At 67.5% G+C, this 20,555-nt stretch carries 16 protein-coding genes and 1 tRNA gene; 13 read left to right on the top strand and 4 right to left on the bottom strand.

What is annotated here, in order from left to right:
* Positions 1 to 1,227 precede the first annotated feature (1,227 nt).
* The 5 genes from ACIQV3_RS15410 (at position 1,228) to ACIQV3_RS15390 (ending at position 7,517) form a co-directional block, all read left to right on the top strand.
* Positions 1,228 to 2,589 (top strand): tyrosine-type recombinase/integrase, encoded by a 1,362-nt coding sequence (locus tag ACIQV3_RS15410; RefSeq protein WP_403712869.1) that lies wholly within the window; start codon positions 1,228 to 1,230, stop codon positions 2,587 to 2,589.
* Positions 2,590 to 2,892: 303 nt separating this feature from the next.
* The gene (locus ACIQV3_RS15405; protein WP_403712867.1) at positions 2,893 to 3,648 is read left to right on the top strand and encodes a transposase family protein; all 756 of its coding nucleotides are present in this window, start codon (positions 2,893 to 2,895) and stop codon (positions 3,646 to 3,648) included.
* Between the two features lie 650 nt (positions 3,649 to 4,298).
* A complete protein-coding gene (locus ACIQV3_RS15400) occupies positions 4,299 to 4,511 on the top strand; it encodes a hypothetical protein (RefSeq protein ID WP_403712866.1) in 213 nt (70 codons plus the stop codon).
* 109 nt (positions 4,512 to 4,620) lie between these two features.
* Entirely contained in the window at positions 4,621 to 5,313 is a 693-nt protein-coding gene (locus ACIQV3_RS15395) for an ABC transporter ATP-binding protein (RefSeq protein WP_403712865.1), read from the top strand.
* Positions 5,310 to 7,517, top strand: coding sequence for a permease (locus tag ACIQV3_RS15390; RefSeq protein ID WP_403712864.1), 2,208 nt, complete (start codon positions 5,310 to 5,312; stop codon positions 7,515 to 7,517). Before ACIQV3_RS15395 ends, ACIQV3_RS15390 begins: the two co-directional genes overlap by 4 nt.
* A gap of 61 nt (positions 7,518 to 7,578) precedes the next feature.
* Here the strand turns inward: ACIQV3_RS15390 and ACIQV3_RS15385 are convergent, their stop codons facing one another.
* Positions 7,579 to 8,739 (bottom strand): ISAs1 family transposase, encoded by a 1,161-nt coding sequence (locus tag ACIQV3_RS15385; RefSeq protein WP_403712897.1) that lies wholly within the window; start codon positions 8,737 to 8,739, stop codon positions 7,579 to 7,581.
* A gap of 86 nt (positions 8,740 to 8,825) precedes the next feature.
* Here ACIQV3_RS15385 and ACIQV3_RS15380 point away from each other — a divergent pair, with 86 nt between their 5' ends.
* Positions 8,826 to 9,281: a hypothetical protein gene (locus ACIQV3_RS15380; RefSeq protein ID WP_403712863.1), complete on the top strand. Its 456-nt coding sequence runs from the start codon at positions 8,826 to 8,828 to the stop codon at positions 9,279 to 9,281.
* 56 nt (positions 9,282 to 9,337) lie between these two features.
* Here the strand turns inward: ACIQV3_RS15380 and ACIQV3_RS15375 are convergent, their stop codons facing one another.
* The 3 genes from ACIQV3_RS15375 to ACIQV3_RS15365 form a co-directional block, all read right to left on the bottom strand.
* Complete coding sequence (locus tag ACIQV3_RS15375) at positions 9,338 to 10,759, bottom strand: NucA/NucB deoxyribonuclease domain-containing protein (protein WP_403712862.1); 1,422 nt, start codon at positions 10,757 to 10,759, stop codon at positions 9,338 to 9,340.
* Positions 10,760 to 11,155: 396 nt separating this feature from the next.
* Positions 11,156 to 11,554, bottom strand: coding sequence for a hypothetical protein (locus ACIQV3_RS15370; protein ID WP_403712861.1), 399 nt, complete (start codon positions 11,552 to 11,554; stop codon positions 11,156 to 11,158).
* 632 nt (positions 11,555 to 12,186) lie between these two features.
* Positions 12,187 to 12,258 (bottom strand) — tRNA-Arg (locus tag ACIQV3_RS15365).
* A gap of 106 nt (positions 12,259 to 12,364) precedes the next feature.
* Here ACIQV3_RS15365 and ACIQV3_RS15360 point away from each other — a divergent pair.
* The 7 genes from ACIQV3_RS15360 (at position 12,365) to thrB (ending at position 20,496) form a co-directional block, all read left to right on the top strand.
* The gene (locus ACIQV3_RS15360; RefSeq protein WP_403712896.1) at positions 12,365 to 12,835 is read left to right on the top strand and encodes a response regulator; all 471 of its coding nucleotides are present in this window, start codon (positions 12,365 to 12,367) and stop codon (positions 12,833 to 12,835) included.
* Complete coding sequence (locus ACIQV3_RS15355) at positions 12,832 to 14,121, top strand: RNA-guided endonuclease InsQ/TnpB family protein (RefSeq protein WP_403712860.1); 1,290 nt, start codon at positions 12,832 to 12,834, stop codon at positions 14,119 to 14,121. The genes ACIQV3_RS15360 and ACIQV3_RS15355 overlap by 4 nt, the downstream gene beginning before the upstream one ends.
* 9 nt (positions 14,122 to 14,130) lie before the next feature.
* Entirely contained in the window at positions 14,131 to 15,177 is a 1,047-nt protein-coding gene (nrtL, locus tag ACIQV3_RS15350) for an ArgS-related anticodon-binding protein NrtL (RefSeq protein WP_403712859.1), read from the top strand.
* A 72-nt stretch (positions 15,178 to 15,249) separates the two neighbouring features.
* Entirely contained in the window at positions 15,250 to 16,641 is a 1,392-nt protein-coding gene (gene lysA / locus ACIQV3_RS15345; protein WP_403712858.1) for a diaminopimelate decarboxylase, read from the top strand.
* Positions 16,642 to 16,802: 161 nt separating this feature from the next.
* Positions 16,803 to 18,092: a homoserine dehydrogenase gene (locus ACIQV3_RS15340; RefSeq protein WP_403712895.1), complete on the top strand. Its 1,290-nt coding sequence runs from the start codon at positions 16,803 to 16,805 to the stop codon at positions 18,090 to 18,092.
* Between the two features lie 6 nt (positions 18,093 to 18,098).
* Positions 18,099 to 19,169, top strand: coding sequence for a threonine synthase (gene thrC / locus ACIQV3_RS15335; RefSeq protein WP_403712857.1), 1,071 nt, complete (start codon positions 18,099 to 18,101; stop codon positions 19,167 to 19,169).
* A 400-nt stretch (positions 19,170 to 19,569) separates the two neighbouring features.
* Positions 19,570 to 20,496 carry a homoserine kinase gene (gene thrB / locus ACIQV3_RS15330; protein WP_243336217.1) on the top strand — a complete coding sequence of 309 codons (927 nt, stop codon included), beginning with the start codon at positions 19,570 to 19,572 and terminating at the stop codon, positions 20,494 to 20,496.
* Positions 20,497 to 20,555: the final 59 nt, after the last annotated feature.

Below are 20,555 nucleotides of genomic sequence, written 5' to 3'. Positions count from 1 at the left end.
TCAGCAGGGCGTCTAGGTTGTTCGTCACACAACGATCTTGGACGCCCTGTCTGCGTTCCCGAACACACCGTCAGCATTCGGAATGACTCGTCTAGGGCGAGCCTGCGGCTGCGGGCGGCCGGTGAACCGGTTCGGGTTGCTCCACCTGTCGGATCACAGGATCCACCCGCAATCCGCTCGTCCGCGGCCTGGCCTGGCGCGGCTGTGGATCCTGACACCCGTGTTGGCGTCACCGCCGGATGGCGCCGCTCCAGTCCGGCCGGGCGGTGGAAGGGCCGCGCGGGACGGGCTGGAGTCCTCGGGTGTCAGGGCCCGGGGGGAGCCGCCCTGGGAGCTCGGGGGAGTGACCCCCTGGGCGGTGTGCATTTCCCGGGCTGTCCAACGAGCGGACGCGCGGCAGGTTCCTCAGGCGCACCCGAGATGCAGGCCGACAGGGGCTTTCGGGCTCCGGCGCCGTTGCAAGGCGGGTCGGCTCGCGCGGATGCGCTCTCGCAGCCGGCGTGTTCTGAGAGGCGCGGCGAGGTGCCGCTACCTGCGGAGACGGGCTTAGCGTTGCTGGCTTCTCTGTGCTCCCCCACAGTAGGGGCCGACGGGGGATACGGCGGAGCCGGCCGTGGACTTTGACGAGGTCCTGTTTGGGCTCGGCGGGGACCGGCAAGGGCGAATGCCAGGTGTGTGTGGTGCGCTGGCGAATGCAGGAGCTGTTGAAGGAGGCCAGGGTGCTGGCTGTGCCTCACAGCAGATCCGGCCAGGGGCGCCCTGATCCCCGGCTTCGTGCGGGACTTGCCCACGACCGGTTGCCATGGCGTCGGCGTCCTGTAGCCGATGCTCCAGCCCGAACGGGGCCTTGAGCGGACGGCCGAGTACTACGTGCTCAGCTGTGCCATGGCGCGACCGGGTCATGCCGGTCGGACGGCTGTCTCCACGCGGGTGGTAAGGGAACGAGGAGTGTGTCGAGAGGGTGGCTTCCGTGAGTTCGGGCGGGGCGGCGGTGGATCTTCAATGGTCCGGCGATTCCCCGGTTTGGCTGACCGGGGATCCACCGCTACCTTGCGCGCCGCAGTGAGAGGCTGGTCGGCGTTCCCCCGCCCGGGCCAGCAGGGGCCTGCCGAAGATGCGATAGTCCGCATCCGTCAACCTCGCGCTATCCGAGTGCCTTCTTGCTGGGGGATGGGTGAGTGGCTGTGCTGGGCAGTCATGCCCTCGCCGATCAGAAGGAGGCGGGGCATGGACTCGAACGGGCGGTACGGCGGTGCCGTGACGGATCTCGCGCCGTGGCCGCATGGCGACGGCTGCCAGGAGCGTGGCAGCGTGGTCGCGGACCTGGCAGGGGAGTTCGGGGCGGAACTGGTGCGGGCCATTCGCGTGGGCCTGGCCCAGGAAGGCAAGGCTGCCCCCGCGCCCCGGACGCCGTCTCACTTGAGCTGGTATGCCTTCGCGACCGAGTACGCGCGGGCCCACTGGCCGGGCCGGGCTGCGAAGACCCGTGACGAGACCAGCGAGGGGCTGACCGCCGTCACCCTGGCGATGTGCTGGGACCTTCCCGGCCGGCCGAGTGAGCGTCTGTTGCGCCGGGCCCTTCGGCACTGGGCCTTCGTCGTGCCCAAGCCCGGGCAGCCGCCGGCGCCGGTGGAGGACCGGCTCGTCCTGCAGTGGGTGGCGAAGGCCTCCCGGCCGCTGGCCGACCTGCACGATCCGATCCTGGCGCGTGACGTGCTGGAGTCGCTGCGCCGCAAGATCGACGGCGGTGAAGCGGCCGTGGAGACGATGCGGCGCAAACGCAAGGTCTTGGTGCACGCCCTGCACTACGCCGTGGAGCGGGGTGAGCTCGCCGGCGACCCGCTGGCGCGGGTCCGCTGGCGGGTGCCCAAGCCGTCCGGCTCGGTGGACCCGCGGGTGGTGGCCAACCCTTCCCAGGCGCGGGACCTGCTGGCCGCCGTCTCCTACGTGGGCGGGTACCGACGGGCCCGTGGCCGGCGGCTGGTCGGGCTGTTCGCGGGCATGTACTACGCGGGTCTGCGCCCGGAGGAGGCGATCGCGGTGGCGCTGCCGGACTGCCGTCTGCCGCAGACAGGCTGGGGGCGGCTGATCGTGCACCGCACGCTGCCGCAGGCGGGCAAGCGATGGACCGACAGCGGCGACTACCACGATGATCGCGGGCTGAAGAACCGCCCGCCCGGCGAAACCCGGGTGGTGCCGCTCCCACCGCACCTCGTAGCGCTGTGGCGCGAGAGCGTCACCGACTTCGGCACGGCCGAAGACGGCCGGCTGTTCTTCAGCGAACGCGGCGGAATCCTCAGCTACACCGCCTACCACTACGTCTGGCGCGAGGCCCGCGCCCTGGCCCTGTCGCCCGCACTCGCCTCCACCCCACTTGCAAAACGTCCCTACGACCTGAGGCACTCGGCCCTCTCCACCTGGCTGTGTGCCGGAGCCGACCCCGCGGAAGTCGCCCAGCGGGCCGGGAACAGCGTCGAAGTCCTCCTCACCCGCTACGCCAAATGCCTCTACGACCGGCAGTCCATCAACAACCAACGCATCGAAGAGCTCCTGAGCGCCTACGAGAATCCGCGCATGTTGGAGCAGTGAAGGCGGTCAGTTCCGATGCCTGTTGACGGCGGGTCGGGCAGGAGTACGGGCTGCTACAGGGCTTCGGGACCGCCCTCGCCATCGCCCAGGGCGCGCCGCCTGTCAACGCCCACTACCGTGTCGAAATAGCTGGCCAGAGTTCGAGTCGATCGTGCCGCCAGGCCGGTTGGCGTAGGCGAGCACTGAGCCCTTTTCAACCTGACGGTGGGGCTGTGGTGTTGGTCGGTGTGGGCTGTACGGAACGACGAAGCTCCTGGTAGACGGGTTCTCGACCAAGATCACCCATGCCGCCAGGAGCTTCGCGTGCTTGTCTACCCGTCCTCGATCGATCTGTCCAGCAGCACCCTGCGGCATCTGACGCGACAGCTCACCGCGAGGTGGCGGGAGATCGGTACGCGGTGGCGACGACTGCCCGGCGGCCGTCAGGCCTTGCTCGCCCTGGCCCACCTGCGGTGCGGCGACACTTACGCCCAGCTTGCCGCCGGGTTCGGAATCGGCATCGCGACCGTCTACCGGTACATACGCGAGGCCATCGAAGTCCTGGCCGCTCGCGCACCGGCCCTGGCCACGGCGATGGAGACGGCCCAGACGAAAGCGTTCGTGATCCTGGACGGCACGCTGCTGCCGATCGACCGGATCGCCGCCGACACCCCCTACTACTCCGGAAAACAAAAGCGGCACGGCATGAACGTGCAGGTCCTCACCGACCCGTTCGGCCGACTGCTCTGGGCGTCACCAGCCCTGCCCGGAGCCACTCACGACCTGACCGCGGCCCGAAGCCATGGCATCGTCGACGCGCTCGCCACCGCGGGCCTGAAGTGCTGGGCGGACAAGGCCTACCAAGGCGCCGGTCGGCACATCCGAGTCCCCTTCCGGGGCCGTCGGCTCAAGCGCTGGAAGCGACGGCACAACAGCAGCCACGCCAAGATCCGCTGCGTCGGCGAGCAGGCCATGGCCGTGCTGAAGGCTTGGCGCCTCCTGCGGAAGCTCCGCTGCAGCACCAACCGGATCACCGACATCGTGAAGGCAGTCCTCTTCCTCCACCACACCTCAACATGAGGTTGGGAAAGGAATCACTGCTCTGCAATAGGTGCAGCGCGAGCATGGAGACCTCCTGGCTCTCCTTGTCCGCACCCGTCAGGTCGCCGTCCTTGCCGTAGAACAGGTCGGAACTCGCCGAGTTCCCGTTCTCTAAGAAAGCCCAGCATCACGCCAGCCGGAAGGTCCGAGGACTTCAGGTGCAGTGGCGCGCCCTGTAAATGAAAAGCGAGAAGCGAAGAAACCGAAACAACATAGCGGACCCTCCACGTTACCCTCCGAATAATATCGCCTTTAAATATGACGTACCAGCTAACCCTATGATTTTTTGTGATTTGCGCCCAATTTACTGATTTCGAACTTAATGCCGACCACTCATCCCGCCCCCGCCTAATACACCACAGCAACACGCCGTCGGCTTACATCCAGGAATGTGGCGGATTAACGTCGGTCGAAGCCTAAACTTGCTCCTTGCTGTAAGCCTTTGCTTGATCAATACTCAACCCGGGCCAAATGGCCCGCAACGGGAGGGGGAAAATATGTCGCGAATAAAATTCGTCGTCGGAACGGTAATCGCCATAGGTCTCGTAATTCCTACGGGCACCGCCATGGCTCTCACCGCAAAGGGGGGTGGCGTATCAGCGACCGCTCCGTATGGCGGAGATGCCGGCGTGATCTCCGTTTACGATGGCAGTAAGGACGGCGACCCCGGCAAGGCGGAGTACTACCGCCAGTCCACCGCGGGCACCAAGCGGACCCTCTGGAACCACAGCGGCCCCGGCACCACGGTCACGTCGGCCAGCGGTTCGAAGATCATCAAGTTCCAGGCGTGCGACGAGAATTACGGTGACCCTGACGACTGCTCCGGCTGGGTCGCCCCTTAATTCTTCCTGTAGATCAGTCCGCCGGGTCGGCCACTCGTTGGCTGACCCGGCAGTTTAATTTCCCAATCAGTGCACCTCCATACCGAGGTGGTGATGAAGGAGCGATAAATTGGCAACCGGAAAATCTGCCGGCCTCCAGGTGGAGGGCCTTTGTCATCGCCTGGGCGAGCGCGTGTTGCTGGACGGAGTCGATCTTGATGTCCAGCCGGGTGAGTCGATGGCCATCATGGGCCCCAGTGGTTCCGGAAAGTCTACTCTGCTGATGTGCATCCTCGGGCTGATCAAGCCTGACCGTGGATCAATCAAGGTCGACGGGCAAGAACTCGCCGGGCTGTCGGCGCGGCTATTGGCGAAGCTGCGTCGCGCGCATATCGGTGTTGTGTTCCAGTTCGGAGAGCTATTGCCCGAACTCACACCAGTAGAGAATGTTGCGCTGCCTATGCTGCTGGGGGGCGGTGATCATCATGATGCTTATAAGCGCGCGACCGATCTGCTGACAGAACTTGGTGTTCCGGATGTTGGAACGCCGACGGGGTTGCTTTCAGGTGGTGAGCGGCAGCGGGCGGCCGTGGCCCGGGCTCTGATTACGGAGCCCCGCGTCCTCCTCGCCGATGAGCCGACCGGGGCGCTGGATCCCAGAGCGCGTGAGGCCGTGGCTGATCTCCTGTTTGCGGTTTCCCAGCAGCGCGGCTGTGCTCTCCTCGTTGTCACACATGATCCCGCGGTGGCCGCTCGCGCCGGCTCCACCCAGCAGCTTGAGGCTGGCGTGCTGTCGAGTGCTTGGGACGGGGTTGGCCCGTGAGCACAGTCGCTGAAGCGGAGCAGCAGGCCAAGCCTCCCTCCCGTCAACTTGGCCAAGGCGGCCGCCTGTGGGCGCAACTGTTGCGTATCGGCTTCGCCGCCGGGCGTGGCCGTCCCACTGACAGATTGCGGTTCTGTGCTCTGGTCGCCGCTTCGGCGACGATCGCTCTGGTCACTTTGGCGATGGTTGTTGCCTCAGCTACCTACGACGGTCGAGCGACCCGAAACCAGGCGCGAGGCCCAGTGATCACCGACCGGCAACAGGACGCAGTGGCGCTGTGGCGGGAGACGTTCGACGCAGTCGGCGAATTCCAGCACACTGTGATCTACGTGGAACCGTTGAAGCCCGGTGCTGAACCGCCGCCTGGGCTTACTCGCTGGCCCGACCCCGGTGAGGTCATGCTCTCTCCGGAGTTGGTGCGCCAAGGGCAGCGTGAGCAGATCACCAGCCGGTACGGAAGCTATGCGGGCTCAATTGATAAGTCTGGCCTCGCATCTCCTTCGGAACGCATCGCGTATGTCAGGCCGTCGCGGACTCCCGCCGAGAGCGAGAGGGAATCTTGGTTCTCCATCACGGGATTCGGGCAGTCCTACCCGATGGGGGAGATTCTGTACGGCCGGCCCCTCTCACAGCTGTTGCTCGTTCTGGGGGCGATGACCGGTGTGCCGGCTGTAGCGCTTCTGGTCGTTGCTTCACGTATCGGTTCGAGCACTCGGGATCGACGCAGCAGTCTGCTTCAAGCGTTGGGCGGGGCCTGGTGGCATCGGGCGGTCGTCAATACGGGAGAGGCGGCCCTTCCCGTCGCGATCGGAACAGCCCTGTCAGTCCTGCCGCTGGCCACAGTGTTGTTCATCGACATCAGGGTCCCGTTTACCGGCCATCTGCTGGACAGCTCAGATGCTCGCTCCGCGATGCCGCTGATGGCCGTCGCGCTGGTGGTGTCCTTCACGGTCTCAGTGGCCGTCATGGTTCTTCTTCACAGAGTCGATCGTGGCGGGGCCACTACGAGGCCCCGATCATTTTCCTCGCGAGTACCACGTTGGCGGCTGGTCGGTTGTGCCTGGGGCATCGCCACTGTCGTCTTGAGCCAGTACCTCACAGGCCCGCCCGGTCTCGCCGTCTTCACCGTCGGCACGATCGCCATGTGGGCGCTGTTGCCCTCTGTCGCCGTTACGGCCTGCCGCGGGCTGGGCAGCGTGATCGCCGAACGCGGCTCACGAACCGGTCGTGCAGGGGCATTGATCGGCGGACGATGGACCGTCGCGCACCCCGGTGTCATTGTCCGGTTGGCCCTCGCCATGGTCATCGGTGTCGGCCTCGTCTGCCAGATGCAGGTGTGGAACAGCCGACTCGGAGAGAAGGCTGCCGTGGCACGTGCCGCTGATGCCCAACTCGGAGACAGGGTTTTCAGTATCCAAAGCAGTGCTATTACGCCTTCAATCATCGACGAACTCTCACGTTCGCTTCCGGAAGGCTCCCAAGTTCTTGCTTTGCAATCGTCTCCTGAGCAAGGGGCTGTGTTCCTTCAGGGCAGCTGCCCAGCGTTGCAGTCCCTGAGTCTGCCGTGTCCCGCAGAGCCAGAAGAAGTCTCGAGCAACGACATCCGGGGCAGAGCAATTGCCAATTGGTACGGTCCTAGCATGCGGGTTCAGGTCACCCTTGCTTCGTTGGCTCACGATCCGATCAACGGCTCACTGATCGTAGTCACCACGGAGCCTGGGCATCGGGCGCAGATCGAAAAGGCGGCCTATGCGCTAATCCCTGCCGTTAATGTGGAGCCTCCCGGCGAGACCTGGCTGGTCGGCGCAGCGAGCAAAGACCGCCTCAACAACTGGACCCTGCTATTCGGATCCCTTGGACTCACCATCCTGCTGTTGACCGCAGCCCTGAGTAGCGCTGCCGAGTTTGCCAGAATCCGTCATGTCCTGGCACCTCTGACTGTTCTGACCGGCAGTCACAATATTTACCGCACGGTAGTCTTTTGGCACCTTACCCTCCCACTACTCATCTCCACCGTCATTGCTGCCGTCGTCACCGCTTGGCATTCCCTCTTCTTCATCGCCATGGTGCAGGAGGGAAGGTTCTCCTGGGGGGTTCTCGGCACTGCCACTCTTGGATGCACACTACTTTCGGTATCGGTCGGAGTGCTAGGTGCCAGAACCGCAATCCGCGCCGCTCAACGGTGGCGGCCCACTGCTGACTGAGTTGTTGCCAACCTGAGGGAAAGTCGGACGGGGCGCCCTCGGTAGCAGGGCTGAATCGTTCTCAGCTGGTGGGCGTGATGAGGTCGAGTGCGTGGTCGGGATGTGACCGGTAGTGATCCACGGCTTGGGCGTGGTTGGTCCAGCCGACAAGGTGTGCCAGGGCTATCGCGAGGTTGCGGAAGGTGGCCAGGGCTCGTGGAGCGTCTCCGGTACGCACCCGGCAGGCGTCTTCGTGGAGGGTGGTGTCGCGGATGTGGTGCAGGGCCTCGATCTGCCAGTGCCCGCGGACGGCGGCGGCGAGTTGGGCGGGGGTGGCCTGCTCAGCTCGCAGGCTGGTGACCGCGTAGACGCGTTCGAGTGTCACCTTGCCGGTGCGGACATCACGGCGTCGGCGCACGATCTGCGGCGCCTGGACGGCGTGCGGGAACGCGAGTCCACTGACGGTGGCGGCCTTGAGCCAGCGGATCTCGTCCCGGCCGTGGCCGGCGTTGCGGTTCTTGTCCAGCAGGGGAACGTCCCGCCAGGGCAGCTTCTTCAGCGTGGCCTGCAGGGTGGGGTTGTTGCCCTTGACCACGGCGATGTAGTGGGCTCCCTTCTCTTGAACGAGGAAGCGGGCGTGACCGGTCTGGGTCAGCAGGGCGTCGAACGTGACGACGGTGCGGGTGAGTTCCAGCGGGGAGAGCCGGGGCTGGAATGCGGTGGTCTTGTTGCTTTTGGAGTCGACCTGTTGCTGGGCGATCACCGTCTTCTCGCCGTGCAGGACTGCGGCGAGCAGGTGGACAGTGGTGTGATCGTGGGTCCGCGAGCCGCGCAGGGACTTGCCGTCCAGGGCCAGGGCGCGCAGTCCGCCGGCGGGCTCCAGCTGACCGGCGAGCCAGTCGCCGACGGCCCGGTCCAGAGCGTCGGCGTCGATCCGGGCCAGCAGCCGGCCCGGTGCGCAAGCCCGAGGGACACTCGTTTCCAGACCGAGGCGGACCTTCAGCTCGGGCGGGGCACCGGCTGTGAACCGGGCGATGGACACCAAGGTGGCAGTATCGCCGAGGACAGCGGCGGTGCGCAGAGCCAACAGCGCGGCGAGACGGTAGCGATGCCCTTGCCGCCGACGTGGATCGGGAAGGGCCTCCAACACCTCGGCGAGATGGACCAGTGTCTCGGGCTCGGCGGTCGCCAAGTCCGCTCTGCGGGCACGGTGGCAGGACAGGACTTCGGCTGGACCAACCACGCCGAAGCCGTGATCCGACGCGCCGATGCTGTTCACTACCGCCATGGGGTCTGCAATAGGACCATGCACTCAGGGGTGGAGGAGTCTTGGCCACGTTGGTGGGGCAGCAGTCGCTTGACGCCGAGGTTTCGTTCAGGTCGTTCGGCTTCCAGGAGTCAGACGACAGCGTTGTGCCTGTTCCGTTTCCCGACTGTTTTGAGTGGGGGGTGTTCCTGCAACCCCACGTGCGTAGGTTTGATCTGTTCAGTGCGGGGCACACGCACACCGCCGCAGTGCTCGCGCGGGTGTGGGACGGCCAACCTGACGTTCAGGAAACGGACTGGGATGAACGGGGAGAGATCGACTACGAGTCGGTCACCGGCGAGGTGGCCCTATGGGGCGACGGGCGTTCGGATCAGCTGATCCGGCTCGGGCGCCCTGGACAGTGGCGGGTGCGTGTTACGTGCACGGGCCGGGCCGAGGTCGAGAGGTTGACGCAGGAAGAGGGAACGGCCCACGGGGTGGAGAAGTACACGATCGACTTCTGGCCGAAGTCGGCGTGAATGGAGGGCCTGCCGCCACGCTACTTTCGCGGCAGCAGGCCCAGAGACTCCGGGTGTCAGCTGATCTTCACGATGAAGCCGTCTTCCAGGCCGTCGATGATGCGGTTTGCGTTGTAGAAGCCCTTGAGGAGAATTCCGGCAGCGTTGTTCTGCGTTGCAGGTACCGGCATGGCGGAGTAGTTGTAGGGGGCCGCGTCGGGGTCGAACTCCGTTACTGCCGAACCTTCATGGGTCGAGGCGAAGGGGAACTCGTCGCACTCCTTGCCGCCGGCTGCGTAGTTGGGTCCCCAGCCGGCTTTGCACGCCGCAACGGCGACAGCCCGATTGCGCTGCTGCCGCTTCGTGTCAAGGGCCAAGCGGTGGAGAGGATCCTGAAGGGTGTCACCAGGTACGTTCTTCGCAGCGTTGCGGGGCTTGGTCGTACTCGGGCTGGTGAATGCCTTCTTGATGTGCTGCGCGACGGCCTGCTCCGGAGCTCCGGGCTGAGAGCTGTAGTTGAGGGTGGCAATCAGGCTGAAGGCGGCTCCGCCCCTGTTGGCCGGGACAGCGCCTCCGGTGGAGTTGCGCAGGTACTTGGCAGAGTCCCAGCGTGGGGCGAACATGAACGGCTTGCCAGTTTTGGACTTCTCGCCCACCCATCCCGCCGGAAGGGTTGAGGTCACCTCGGGCTGGTAGACGGCGAAGACGGCATCGGCCGCGCCGGTACCGCTGCCCTGGCCGGGGGCGTAGCGGACCGTATGGGTGTAGTGCGGCTGCGACCTCATCTCCAGCCATGTCTTCGTGACAGGCAGCGTCTTGCTGACCACGGGGGTAGCCGAGGCCGGCCAGTCCTGCGGGATCACTCCCTTGAGGCCGATCTTGAGCCCCGAGGCACCTGTACTGCCGACTGCTTTGAAGTCGGTGACGTCATAGTCGAAGTACATGGTGCGGTCGACTTCCCGCGGGACAGTGCCGCGGACGTAGACGGTAAACGTGCTGGTTCCGACCGCCCCGCTCTGCTTCTCCCACACAGTGGTGACCTTGAGTCCCGAGCACACGGCGAACCTGGACTTCATGTAGAAGCGCTCTGCGCCGACCAGCTTCGCCTTGCACTCGGCCAGCGTCAACGTACGGGCAGGCTCCGGGTAGGACACCGCCAGAGGTGAGGCGCCAGACCCTGATCCTGCGGGCCCACTGGCATCGAGAGCTGCCGGCGTACTCGACTTGATGCCGTACGCGGCTGCGGGGCCGACGACTTCGAGGGGCGTCGTGGCGGCATCGCCGTTTGCTTCGCCGCTCGCTATCGTCGAGGCCCCGTCGCCCCTCTTGAGGTCTGCCAGCGATGGGACGGGGGCGCCAGGGGCACTCATGAACGTACGGGCATGAAGCTGCGGAACCGTACCAGCGGCTGCCGCAGGTCCAGCCAGTGGCAGAACAAGAGCTGCCGCCAACACTGCTAGAAGATATGTACGGGATTTGAAGCGGCGTTCTTCGGTCATGAACGTTCCCCACCTGTAGGACCGTGGAGCGGATCTTGCTCCAACCCACAGGCTTTCGAATGAACGCTCGATTCAGTAGGTCGCGGTTCCTTCTTGTCTGAATGCAGGGGATCTCTGGCCGATGCCCACTCAGGGTTCGAGCGTTCTCAGGTGGTGGGCGCGATGAGGTCGAGTGCGTGGTCGGGGTGGGACCGGTGGTGATCTGCGGCTTCGGCGTGGTTGGTCCAGCCGAAGAGGTGGGCCAGGGCGCTCTAAGGGTTGCGGAAGGTGGCCAGAGCCCGGGGCGCGTTGCCGGTACGCACTCGGCAGGCGTCCTCGCGGAGGGTGGTGTCACGAATGTGGTGCAGGGCCTCGATCTGCCAGTGTCCGCGGACCGCGGCGGCGAGCTGGACGGCGTCAGCTTGCTCGGTGGCGACGCACGATCTGCAAAGCCTGGACGGCGTGCGGGAAGGAGAGTTGGGCGACGGTGGCGGCCTTGAGCCGGCGGATCTCATCGCGGCCGTGACCGGTCTGGGGCAGCAGCGCGTCGAACGTGGCGACGGTGCCGGTGAGTTCCAGCGGGGCGAGCAGGGGCTGGAACGCGGTGATCTCGTTGCTCTTGGAGTCGACCTGACCCTGGGCGATAACCGTCTTCTCGCCGTGCAGGACCGCGGCGAGCAGGTGGATCGCGGTGCGAGAGCGGGTGCGTGAGCCGCGCAGGGACTTGCCGTCCACGGCCAGGGCGCGCAGTCCGTCGGCGGGCTCCAGCTGACCGGCGCGCCAGCCGCCGACGGCAGCGACGGTGCACAGAGCCAACAGTGCGCCGAAACGGTAGCGACGCCATTGCCGCCGACGTGGACCGGGAAGGGCCTCCAACGTCGCGGCACGATGGACTAGTTCCTCGGTCACGACGGTCGGCAAGTACGCTATGCGGGCACGGGGGCAGGACAGGACTTCGATCGTGGAAACTGGCACACGGACGCGACCCCTGGACGAACAACGGCTTCGACACCTTGATCATCAGAGGCCATGGCCGCCGCCCTGACCTGCTGTCAAGAAGCGCGCGGAAATTGTAGAGGGTGCCGTGGCTGACCCCGGCACGGCGGGCGCTCTCTTTCAGGGGCACGGTGAGGCCGCGCTCCTGGAAGCAACCCACCAGACCGTTTGCGTTTCCATCGCGTTCGGCCAGGTCACACGCAGATTCCGTACTGCTGAGCGAAGTTCGCTCGCAACACTCCGAGCGGTCGCCTTCGACGGGTGCCTGTGATGCCTGAGCGTCCGGTGCAGCGGCTCTGACCTGCGAAAACCCGCGAGGCGGCCACCCCGGGTCCAGCGTCCGGCGCGCCAAGACGGCCAAAGGGAGCAACGGTCGAAAGACCGTTTACGTTTTGACATGAACAAGAAAGGCTCTGACCTGCGTTTCCGCTGGTCAGAGCCTTGTTCCGGAGTGCCCCCGGCAGGATTCGAACCTGCGCACACGGCTCCGGAGGCCGTTGCTCTATCCCCTGAGCTACGGGGGCGCTGTCGCTGGTGTTGCGGCGACGGGTTGAACACTACCAGCTTCCGGACGGTGATCAGGAACGGATTCCGGGGGAGGGAAGCGTGGGTCGCTCGGACGGGGTGGAAGTGGCAAAAAGCCGGACGCGGGGGCCGGGGTCGACCTACTCTCGAGTTGTGTCGGGCGCCTCGGGCCGGGTGCTTGTTGTCGACGACAACAAAGTCATCCGGCAGCTGATCAAGGTCAATCTCGAGCTGGAGGGCTTCGAGGTCGTGACCGCGAACGATGGTGCCGAGTGCCTGGATGTCGTCCATCGTGTGATGCCCGATGTGATCACTCTTGATGTGGTCATGCCCCGGCTGGACGGGTTCGGGGCAGCCGCGCAGTTGCGGGCCGACCCGCGGACGCGGCATCTGCCCGTCGCGATCGTGAGCGCCTGTACGCAGAACGAGGTCGAGGCCGGGATCGCCGCCGGCGTGGACGCCTTCCTCGCCAAGCCCTTCGAGCCCGCGGAGCTGGTGCGCGTCGTGCACCAGCTCATCGAGCGCCGCGACAGGAGAGAGAGGAAGGGTGCTCCCGCCGGGAGAGGGAGGGGATGAGTTCCGTCCCCCGGCTGAATGCCGCCGAGGGTGCCGAGCTTGCCAGGTATACCTACCGACTTCGTGTGCCGTCGACTGCGCGTACCGCCTTGGAAGCGGAGTGGGTGCGGTGCCGGTGGGTCTGGAACGAGTGCGTGGCCCGGTCGAGGAAGGCCCACGCCGAGGATGAGAAGTGTGGTCCGGCTCGGCTGGACAAGATGCTGACCGGGGCCCGTACCGTGAACGTTTGGCTGCGTGAGGGCAGCAGTGTTCCGCAGCAGCAGCTCATTCGGGATTTCGGGAGATCCCGTGCCAAGGCGCTCAAGGACGTCAAGGCCCGGCTGCCGATGCGGCAGCGGGCGGGGATGCCGAAGTACAAGAAGAAGCACCAAGCCGACCCGAGCCTGAACTACACCCAGCGCGGATTCCGGCTCAAGGACGGCCGACTGCATCTGGCGGGCGGGATCGTCCTCACTGTGGTGTGGTCGCGGGACCTCCCCAAGGCCCCGTCCAGTGTGCGGATCTACCGGGACAGTGTCGGGCATTGGTACGCCAGTTTCGTCGTCCCCGGCGTCGCGGAAGCCCTGCCCGCCACCGGTCGCGACATCGGCATCGACTGGGGTGTGCGTGAGACGGCGACCACCACCAGCGATGCCCACGACCTGCCGCACGCGCAGCACGGGAAGAACGCTGCCCAGCGCCTGGCCCGCTACCAGCGGATGATGGCCCGCCGGAAACCGAAGCGGGGGAAGGCCGGATCGAAGGGTTATTGGCAGGCGAAGCGACAGGCCGCGAAACTCCACAAAAAGGTTGCCAGGCAGCGTGAGGACACGGGCCGCAAATGGGCCAAGTCGGTGGTCCGGGATCATGACAGGCTCGCCGTCGAGGACTTCCGGCCGAAGTTCCTCGCCAAGTCCACCATGGCGAAGAAGGCCGCCGACGCGGCGATCGGCGCGACCAAGCACGCACTGATCCACATGGCTCGCAAGCACGGCCGTGAGCTGCACCTTGTCCACCCCGCGCACACCACCATGGAGTGCGCACAGTGCGGAGCGAGAACCAAGCACGCGCTGCCCCTCTCTATGTGCACGTATACGTGCACCGCGTGCGGAGCCGTCTCTCCAAGAGACAAGAACTCCGCCCGCGTGATGCTCGTCCGGGCTGGTCTCAACCCGGCTGGTGCCGATCGTGTAAGAGCTGATGGTCCGCCGGTCCACAGCCGACGTGAGCCAGGAATCCCCGCCCTCCAGGGAGGGGAGGTTTCAAATGGCGAAACCCTTCGCGTGACGTGGGGGCTTCTCCCCTAGGCTGGTCACGTGACCCCCGTCGACCTCTCCCGTTCCGTCGTGCGCGCCCTGCGCCGCGCCGTCGAGGACGGTGAGCTGCCCGGCGGTGTGGTCGTACCCGAGCGTGTCGTCGTCGAGCGGACCCGGCCCGGGGGAGTGGGGGACTACGCCTCGCCCGTCGCGTTCGGGGTGGCCAAGGGGGCCGGAGCCGGAGTCGCGCCCCGTGGGGTGGCCGAAGTGCTGGCCCGGCGGCTGGCGGGCCTGCCCGGGATCGAGCGCGTGGAGATCACCGGCGCCGGGTTCCTGAACTTCGTACTCTCCGAGAGTTCGGTGGGGGAGTACGTACGGAGCGTTCGAGCCGGTGGGGCGGCCCTCTACGGCCTGGCCCCCGGGGTGCGTGAGACCCCCGGTGCCACCGAGTTCGCCGGCGTGCCCGTCGCTGCCCTGCGTGAGCGTGTCGTCCACGCGGCCGTGCAGCGGATCGTGAGCAGCCAGGGGTTGGCGGGAGAAGAGGGAGAGTCGGGAGAAGCGGGAGAGGGCGCCCGCGTCGCCCCCGACGCCGGCATCGCCCCCGTCGCCCCCGTCGCCAAGCGCGACGGGGATGTCCGTGTCCGCTTCGGGGCCGACGCCGCCGTCTGGGCGATGCTGTCCGTTCCGGGGCCCGAGACCCCCGTGTTTCCCGCGTGGCTGCTCGTCCAGGACGAGTCGAGCGAGTTCTTCCGGGTGCGGTACGCCCGCTCCCGGGCGCGGGCGCTGACCCGTAACGCCGGGCAGTTGGGGTTCCGTGCGGAACCGGGCGAGGTGGATGGCGCCGGCGCCCTGCTCGCGGCCCTGCGCGACCAGACCCTCGTGCTCGAAGCCGCCGCGCACCACCGGGCGCCCGAGCGGCTCGTCCGGCAGCTCGTCGTGATCGCCGACGCCCTGCTCGACTTCCAGTACGGCGTCCTGCCCAAGGGCGACGAGAAACCCTCGGCCGCCCACCGCGCCCGGCTGGCCCTTGCCGAAGCCGCCGGGACGGTGCTGGCCGGCGGCCTGGCCCTGCTCGGTATCGATGCACCCGACGACCACCACCTGTGAAGCCGCGACACCGGACGTGATCCGATGTGATCCGCCCGCGTTCCGGATGATTTGCGAAGAGAGAATGACGAGATGAGCCGTTCCGCACACCCCGCCGGGCCCCGCCACGCCGACGTCATGCCCGAGGGCCACTACGCCCCGCCGGCCGCCGACCTCAACGTCCTCGACGAGAAGGTCTGGGCGCGGACGGTCGGCCGGAACGAGCACGGGGTCGCCACCGTCGGCGGGATCGAAGTGACCCGGCTCGCCGAGGAGTTCGGGACGCCCGCGTACTTCCTCGACGAGGAGGACTTCCGGGCGCGCTGCCGCGCCTGGGCGCACGCCTTCGGGCCGGACGCCGACGTGTTCTACGCAGGCAAGGCGTTCCTCTCCAAGGCCGTCGTGAAGTGGCTCAAGGAGGAGGGCCTCAACCTCGACGTGTGTTCGGGAGGGGAGCTCGCCACCGCGCTCGCCGCAGGGATGCCGGCCGCCCGGATCGCCTTCCACGGCAACAACAAGTCGACGAGCGAGATCACCCGCGCGATCGAGGCCGGTGTCGGCCGGATCGTGCTCGACTCCTTCCAGGAGATCGCCCGCGTCGCCCACATCGCCCGCGAGCTCGGCGTGCGCCAGCCCGTGCAGATCCGCGTCACCGTGGGCGTGGAGGCGCACACCCACGAGTTCATCGCCACCGCGCACGAGGACCAGAAGTTCGGGATCGCCGTCGCCGACGGGTCGGCCGCCGAGGCCGTGCGGCGCGCGCTGGGGCACGACAGCCTGGAGCTGCTCGGCGTCCACTCCCACATCGGCTCGCAGATCTTCGACATGGCCGGCTTCGAGGTCTCCGCCAAGCGCGTCGTGCACCTCCTCGCCGCCGTGCGCGACGAGCACGGGGTGGAACTGCCCGAGATCGACCTCGGCGGCGGGCTGGGCATCGCCTACACCTCCGCCGACGACCCGCGCGAGCCGCACGAGATCGCCAAGGCCCTGCACGAGATCGTCGCCCGCGAGTGCGAGGCGTCCGGCCTGCGCGCCCCGCGGATCTCCGTGGAACCCGGACGGGCGATCGTCGGCCCGACCGCCTTCACCCTGTACGAGGTGGGCACGGTCAAGCCGCTGGAGGGCCTGCGCACGTACGTCTCCGTCGACGGAGGGATGTCCGACAACATCCGGACGGCCCTCTACGACGCCGAGTACTCCGTCAGCCTCGTCTCCCGGACCTCCGACGCCGAGCCCATGCTCGTGCGCGTCGTGGGCAAGCACTGCGAGAGCGGCGACATCGTGGTCAAGGACGCGTTCCTGCCCGCCGACATCGCCCCCGGGGACCTCCTCGCGGTCCCCGCGACCGGTGCGTACTGCCGTTCGATGGCGAGCAACTACAACCACGTGCTCCGCCCGCCGGTCGTCGCCGTGCGGGACGGCGAGGCGCGCGTCATCGTCCGCCGGGAGACGGAGGAGGATCTCCTGCGCCTCGACGTCGGCTGATGCGCATTCTTCTGGGGGACGGCCCCCAGACCCCCGAATAGGTGTCTCACTCAATGGACCGAGGGTGGAAACTGTTGTCCATTGAGTGAGACTGGTTCACACCTGGGGTGCAAACCGCGCACCGGGTACTGCTGTGAAGATCGAAAGGCGTAGGTCGAATGATGCGTACGCGTCCGCTGAAGGTGGCGCTGCTGGGCTGTGGAGTGGTCGGCTCGGAAGTTGCCCGCATCATGACGACGCACGCCGACGACCTGACGGCCAGGATCGGCGCGCCCGTCGAGATCGCGGGCGTGGCCGTGCGCCGTCCCTCCAAGGTGCGCGAGGGCATCGACCCGGCGCTGGTCACCACCGATGCGACCGCGCTGCTCAAACGCGGCGACATCGACGTCGCGATCGAGGTCATCGGCGGCATCGAGCCGGCCCGCACCCTGATCACCACCGCCTTCGAGCACGGCATCTCCGTGGTCTCCGCGAACAAGGCGCTGCTCGCCCAGGACGGCGCCGCGCTGCACGCCGCCGCCGAGGCCGCCGGGCTGGACCTGTACTACGAGGCCGCCGTCGCCGGCGCCATCCCGCTGGTCCGTCCCATGCGCGAGTCCCTCGCGGGCGACAAGATCAACCGGGTGATGGGCATCGTCAACGGCACGACGAACTTCATCCTCGACAAGATGGACTCCACCGGCGCCGGGTACCAGGAGGCCCTCGACGAGGCCACCGCCCTCGGGTACGCCGAGGCCGACCCCACGGCCGACGTGGAGGGCTACGACGCCGCCGCCAAGGCCGCGATCCTGGCCGGCATCGCCTTCCACACCCGGGTCCGCCTCGACGACGTCTACCGCGAGGGCATGACCGAGGTCAGCGCCGCCGACTTCGCGTCCGCCAAGCGCATGGGCTGCACCATCAAGCTCCTCGCCATCCTGGAGCGCGCCGCCGACGGCGAGTCCGTCACCGCCCGCGTCCACCCGGCGATGATCCCGCTGACCCACCCGCTCGCCTCCGTGCGCGAGGCGTACAACGCCGTCTTCGTCGAGGCGGAGGCCGCCGGGCGGCTGATGTTCTACGGGCCCGGCGCGGGCGGTGCTCCGACCGCGTCGGCGGTCCTCGGCGACCTCGTCGCCGTCTGCCGCAACAAGCTCGCCGAGGCAAAGGGGCCGGGCGAGTCGGCTTACACCCAGCTGCCGGTCAGCCCCATGGGGGATGTCGTCACCCGCTACCACATCAGCCTCGATGTGGCGGACAAGCCGGGCGTACTCGCCCAGGTGGCGACCACCTTCGCGGAGCACGGTGTCTCCATCGACACCGTCCGCCAGCAGGGAAAGGACGGCGAGGCCTCCCTCGTCGTCGTCACTCACCGGGCACCCGACGCGGCCCTCTCCGGGACCGTCGAGGCGCTGCGGAAGCTGGACACCGTCCGCGGTGTGGCCAGCATCATGCGTGTTGAAGGGGAGTAAGGACCCATGAGCAGCAATCGCACCCACCAGTGGCGCGGCATCATCGAGGAGTACCGGGACCGTCTGCCGGTCACGGCCACGACTCCGGTGGTCACGCTCCGCGAGGGCGGCACTCCCCTCGTCCCCGCCCAGGTGCTCTCCGAGCGCACCGGCTGCGAGGTACACCTCAAGGTCGAGGGGGCCAACCCCACCGGGTCCTTCAAGGACCGCGGCATGACCATGGCGATCACCAAGGCCAAGGAGGACGGCGCCAAGGCCGTCATCTGCGCCTCCACGGGCAACACCTCGGCCTCCGCCGCCGCCTACGCGGTGCGCGCCGGGATGGTCTGCGCCGTCCTCGTGCCCCGCGGCAAGATCGCGCTGGGCAAGATGGGCCAGGCGCTCGTGCACGGCGCCAAGATCCTTCAGGTCGACGGCAACTTCGACGACTGCCTGGACCTGGCCCGCGCGCTGTCCGACAACTACCCGGTGGCGCTGGTCAATTCCGTCAACCCGGTACGCATCGAGGGCCAGAAGACGGCCGCGTTCGAGATCGTGGACGCGCTCGGCGACGCCCCCGACATCCACGTGCTGCCCGTCGGCAACGCCGGCAACATCACCGCGTACTGGAAGGGCTTCAAGGAGTACAAGGCCGATGGCCTGGCCTCCCGTACGCCCCGCGTGTGGGGTTTCCAGGCTTCCGGTTCCGCGCCGATCGTGCGCGGCGAGGTCGTCAAGGAGCCGCACACCATCGCCACCGCGATCCGCATCGGCAACCCGGCCTCGTGGGACTACGCCCTGCAGGCCCGGGACGAGTCGGGCGGCTTCATCGACGAGGTGACGGACCGCCAGATCCTGGCGGCCTACCGCCTGTTGGCCGCTCAGGAGGGTGTCTTCGTCGAGCCCGCCTCGGCCGCGTCGGTGGCCGGTCTGCTCAAGGCCGTCGAGCTCGGTCTGGTCGACCCTGGCCAGAAGATCGTGTGCACCGTCACCGGCAACGGCCTGAAGGACCCCGACTGGGCGGTCGCCGGAGCTCCGCAGCCGATCACCATTCCGGTCGATGCCGAGGCCGCCGCGATCCGTCTCGGTCTCGTCTGATCCGGAAAGTGCCGGGGGGAGCCGCAGTATCCGCGGCAACCGCAGTACCCGCAGTAACCGCAGTGTCCGCAGTAACCGCGTTGCCGGATTCCGAAAGCCTTCTCCAGGCTGAGGAATCCGGCAACTCGGGCCCGTACGGCACAAAAGGCCACGGAAGCCCGCAGAAGTCCCGGTGAGAACTCGAGGGATCCGGTGGGAGCCCACGACACGCATCGTGCGCCTGCTGTGCGCCCTATGTCGGAGAAGAACCTTCCTTCGATAGGCTGTACTTACATCCGCCGCCGCGCATATGACCGCGGTGCTGCCCACAGGGCCTTCGGGTGTCGTACGTTCTCCAGTACATTCACAGCGAGCCAGCAAAGATCCCGTCTCGCACAGTCACAAGGAGTGTCATCGGAAGATGGCCGGTCCCGCCTTCCGCGCCGCCGCCGTACGGGTGCGCGTTCCCGCCAGCAGTGCCAACCTCGGCCCGGGCTTCGACGCCTTCGGGCTGGCCTTGGGGCTCTACGACGACGTCGTCGTACGCGTGGCCGATTCCGGCCTGAACATCGACATCGCGGGCGAAGGTGCCGACACCCTCCCGCGGGACGAGAGCCACCTCCTCGTACGTTCCATGCGCACCGCCTTCGACCTGCTGGGCGGCCAGCCGCGCGGCCTCGAGGTCGTCTGCGCCAACCGCATCCCGCACGGCCGCGGCCTTGGGTCCTCCTCCGCCGCCATCTGCGCGGGCATCGTGGCCGCCCGCGCCGTGACGATAGGCGGAGAGGCCAAGCTCGACGACACGGCGCTGCTGGAGCTCGCCACCGAGATCGAGGGCCACCCCGACAACGTCGCCGCCTGTCTGCTCGGCGGCTTCACCCTCGCGTGGATGGACGGCGGCAGCGCCAAGGCGATCCGTATGGAGCCCGCCGATTCCATCGTTCCGGTGGTCTTCGTCCCCTCCAAGCCGGTCCTGACGGAGACCGCGCGCGGCCTGCTGCCGCGCACCGTCCCGCACGTGGACGCGGCCGTCAACGCGGGCCGCGCGGGTCTGCTCGTAGAGGCCCTGACCAGGCGTCCCGAGTTCCTGCTGCCGGCCACCGAGGACCGTCTCCACCAGGAGTACCGGTCCCCGGCGATGCCCGAGAGCGTGGCGCTCGTGGCCCGACTGCGGGCGGACGGCATCCCCGCGGTGATCTCCGGCGCGGGCCCCACGGTCCTCGCGCTGGTCGACAACGGTGCGGCCGACAAGGTCGCACGGCTCGCGGGCGAGGGGTGGGCGGCCAACCGGCTGGCACTCGACGCAGCGGGCGCGAGCGTACTTCCGCTGGGAACCCAGGGCGGCTGATCCGTTCAGTAGAGGACACAGCCGGCCAGGGGCGGGCGGCCGGGGCAGGCCGCCCGCGC

Source organism: Streptomyces sp. NPDC099050, assembly GCF_044759865.1.
GTDB lineage: Bacteria > Actinomycetota > Actinomycetes > Streptomycetales > Streptomycetaceae > Streptomyces.
The sequence above is the reverse complement of the archived record's forward strand: the minus strand, read 5'-3'. Positions and strand labels throughout refer to the sequence as shown.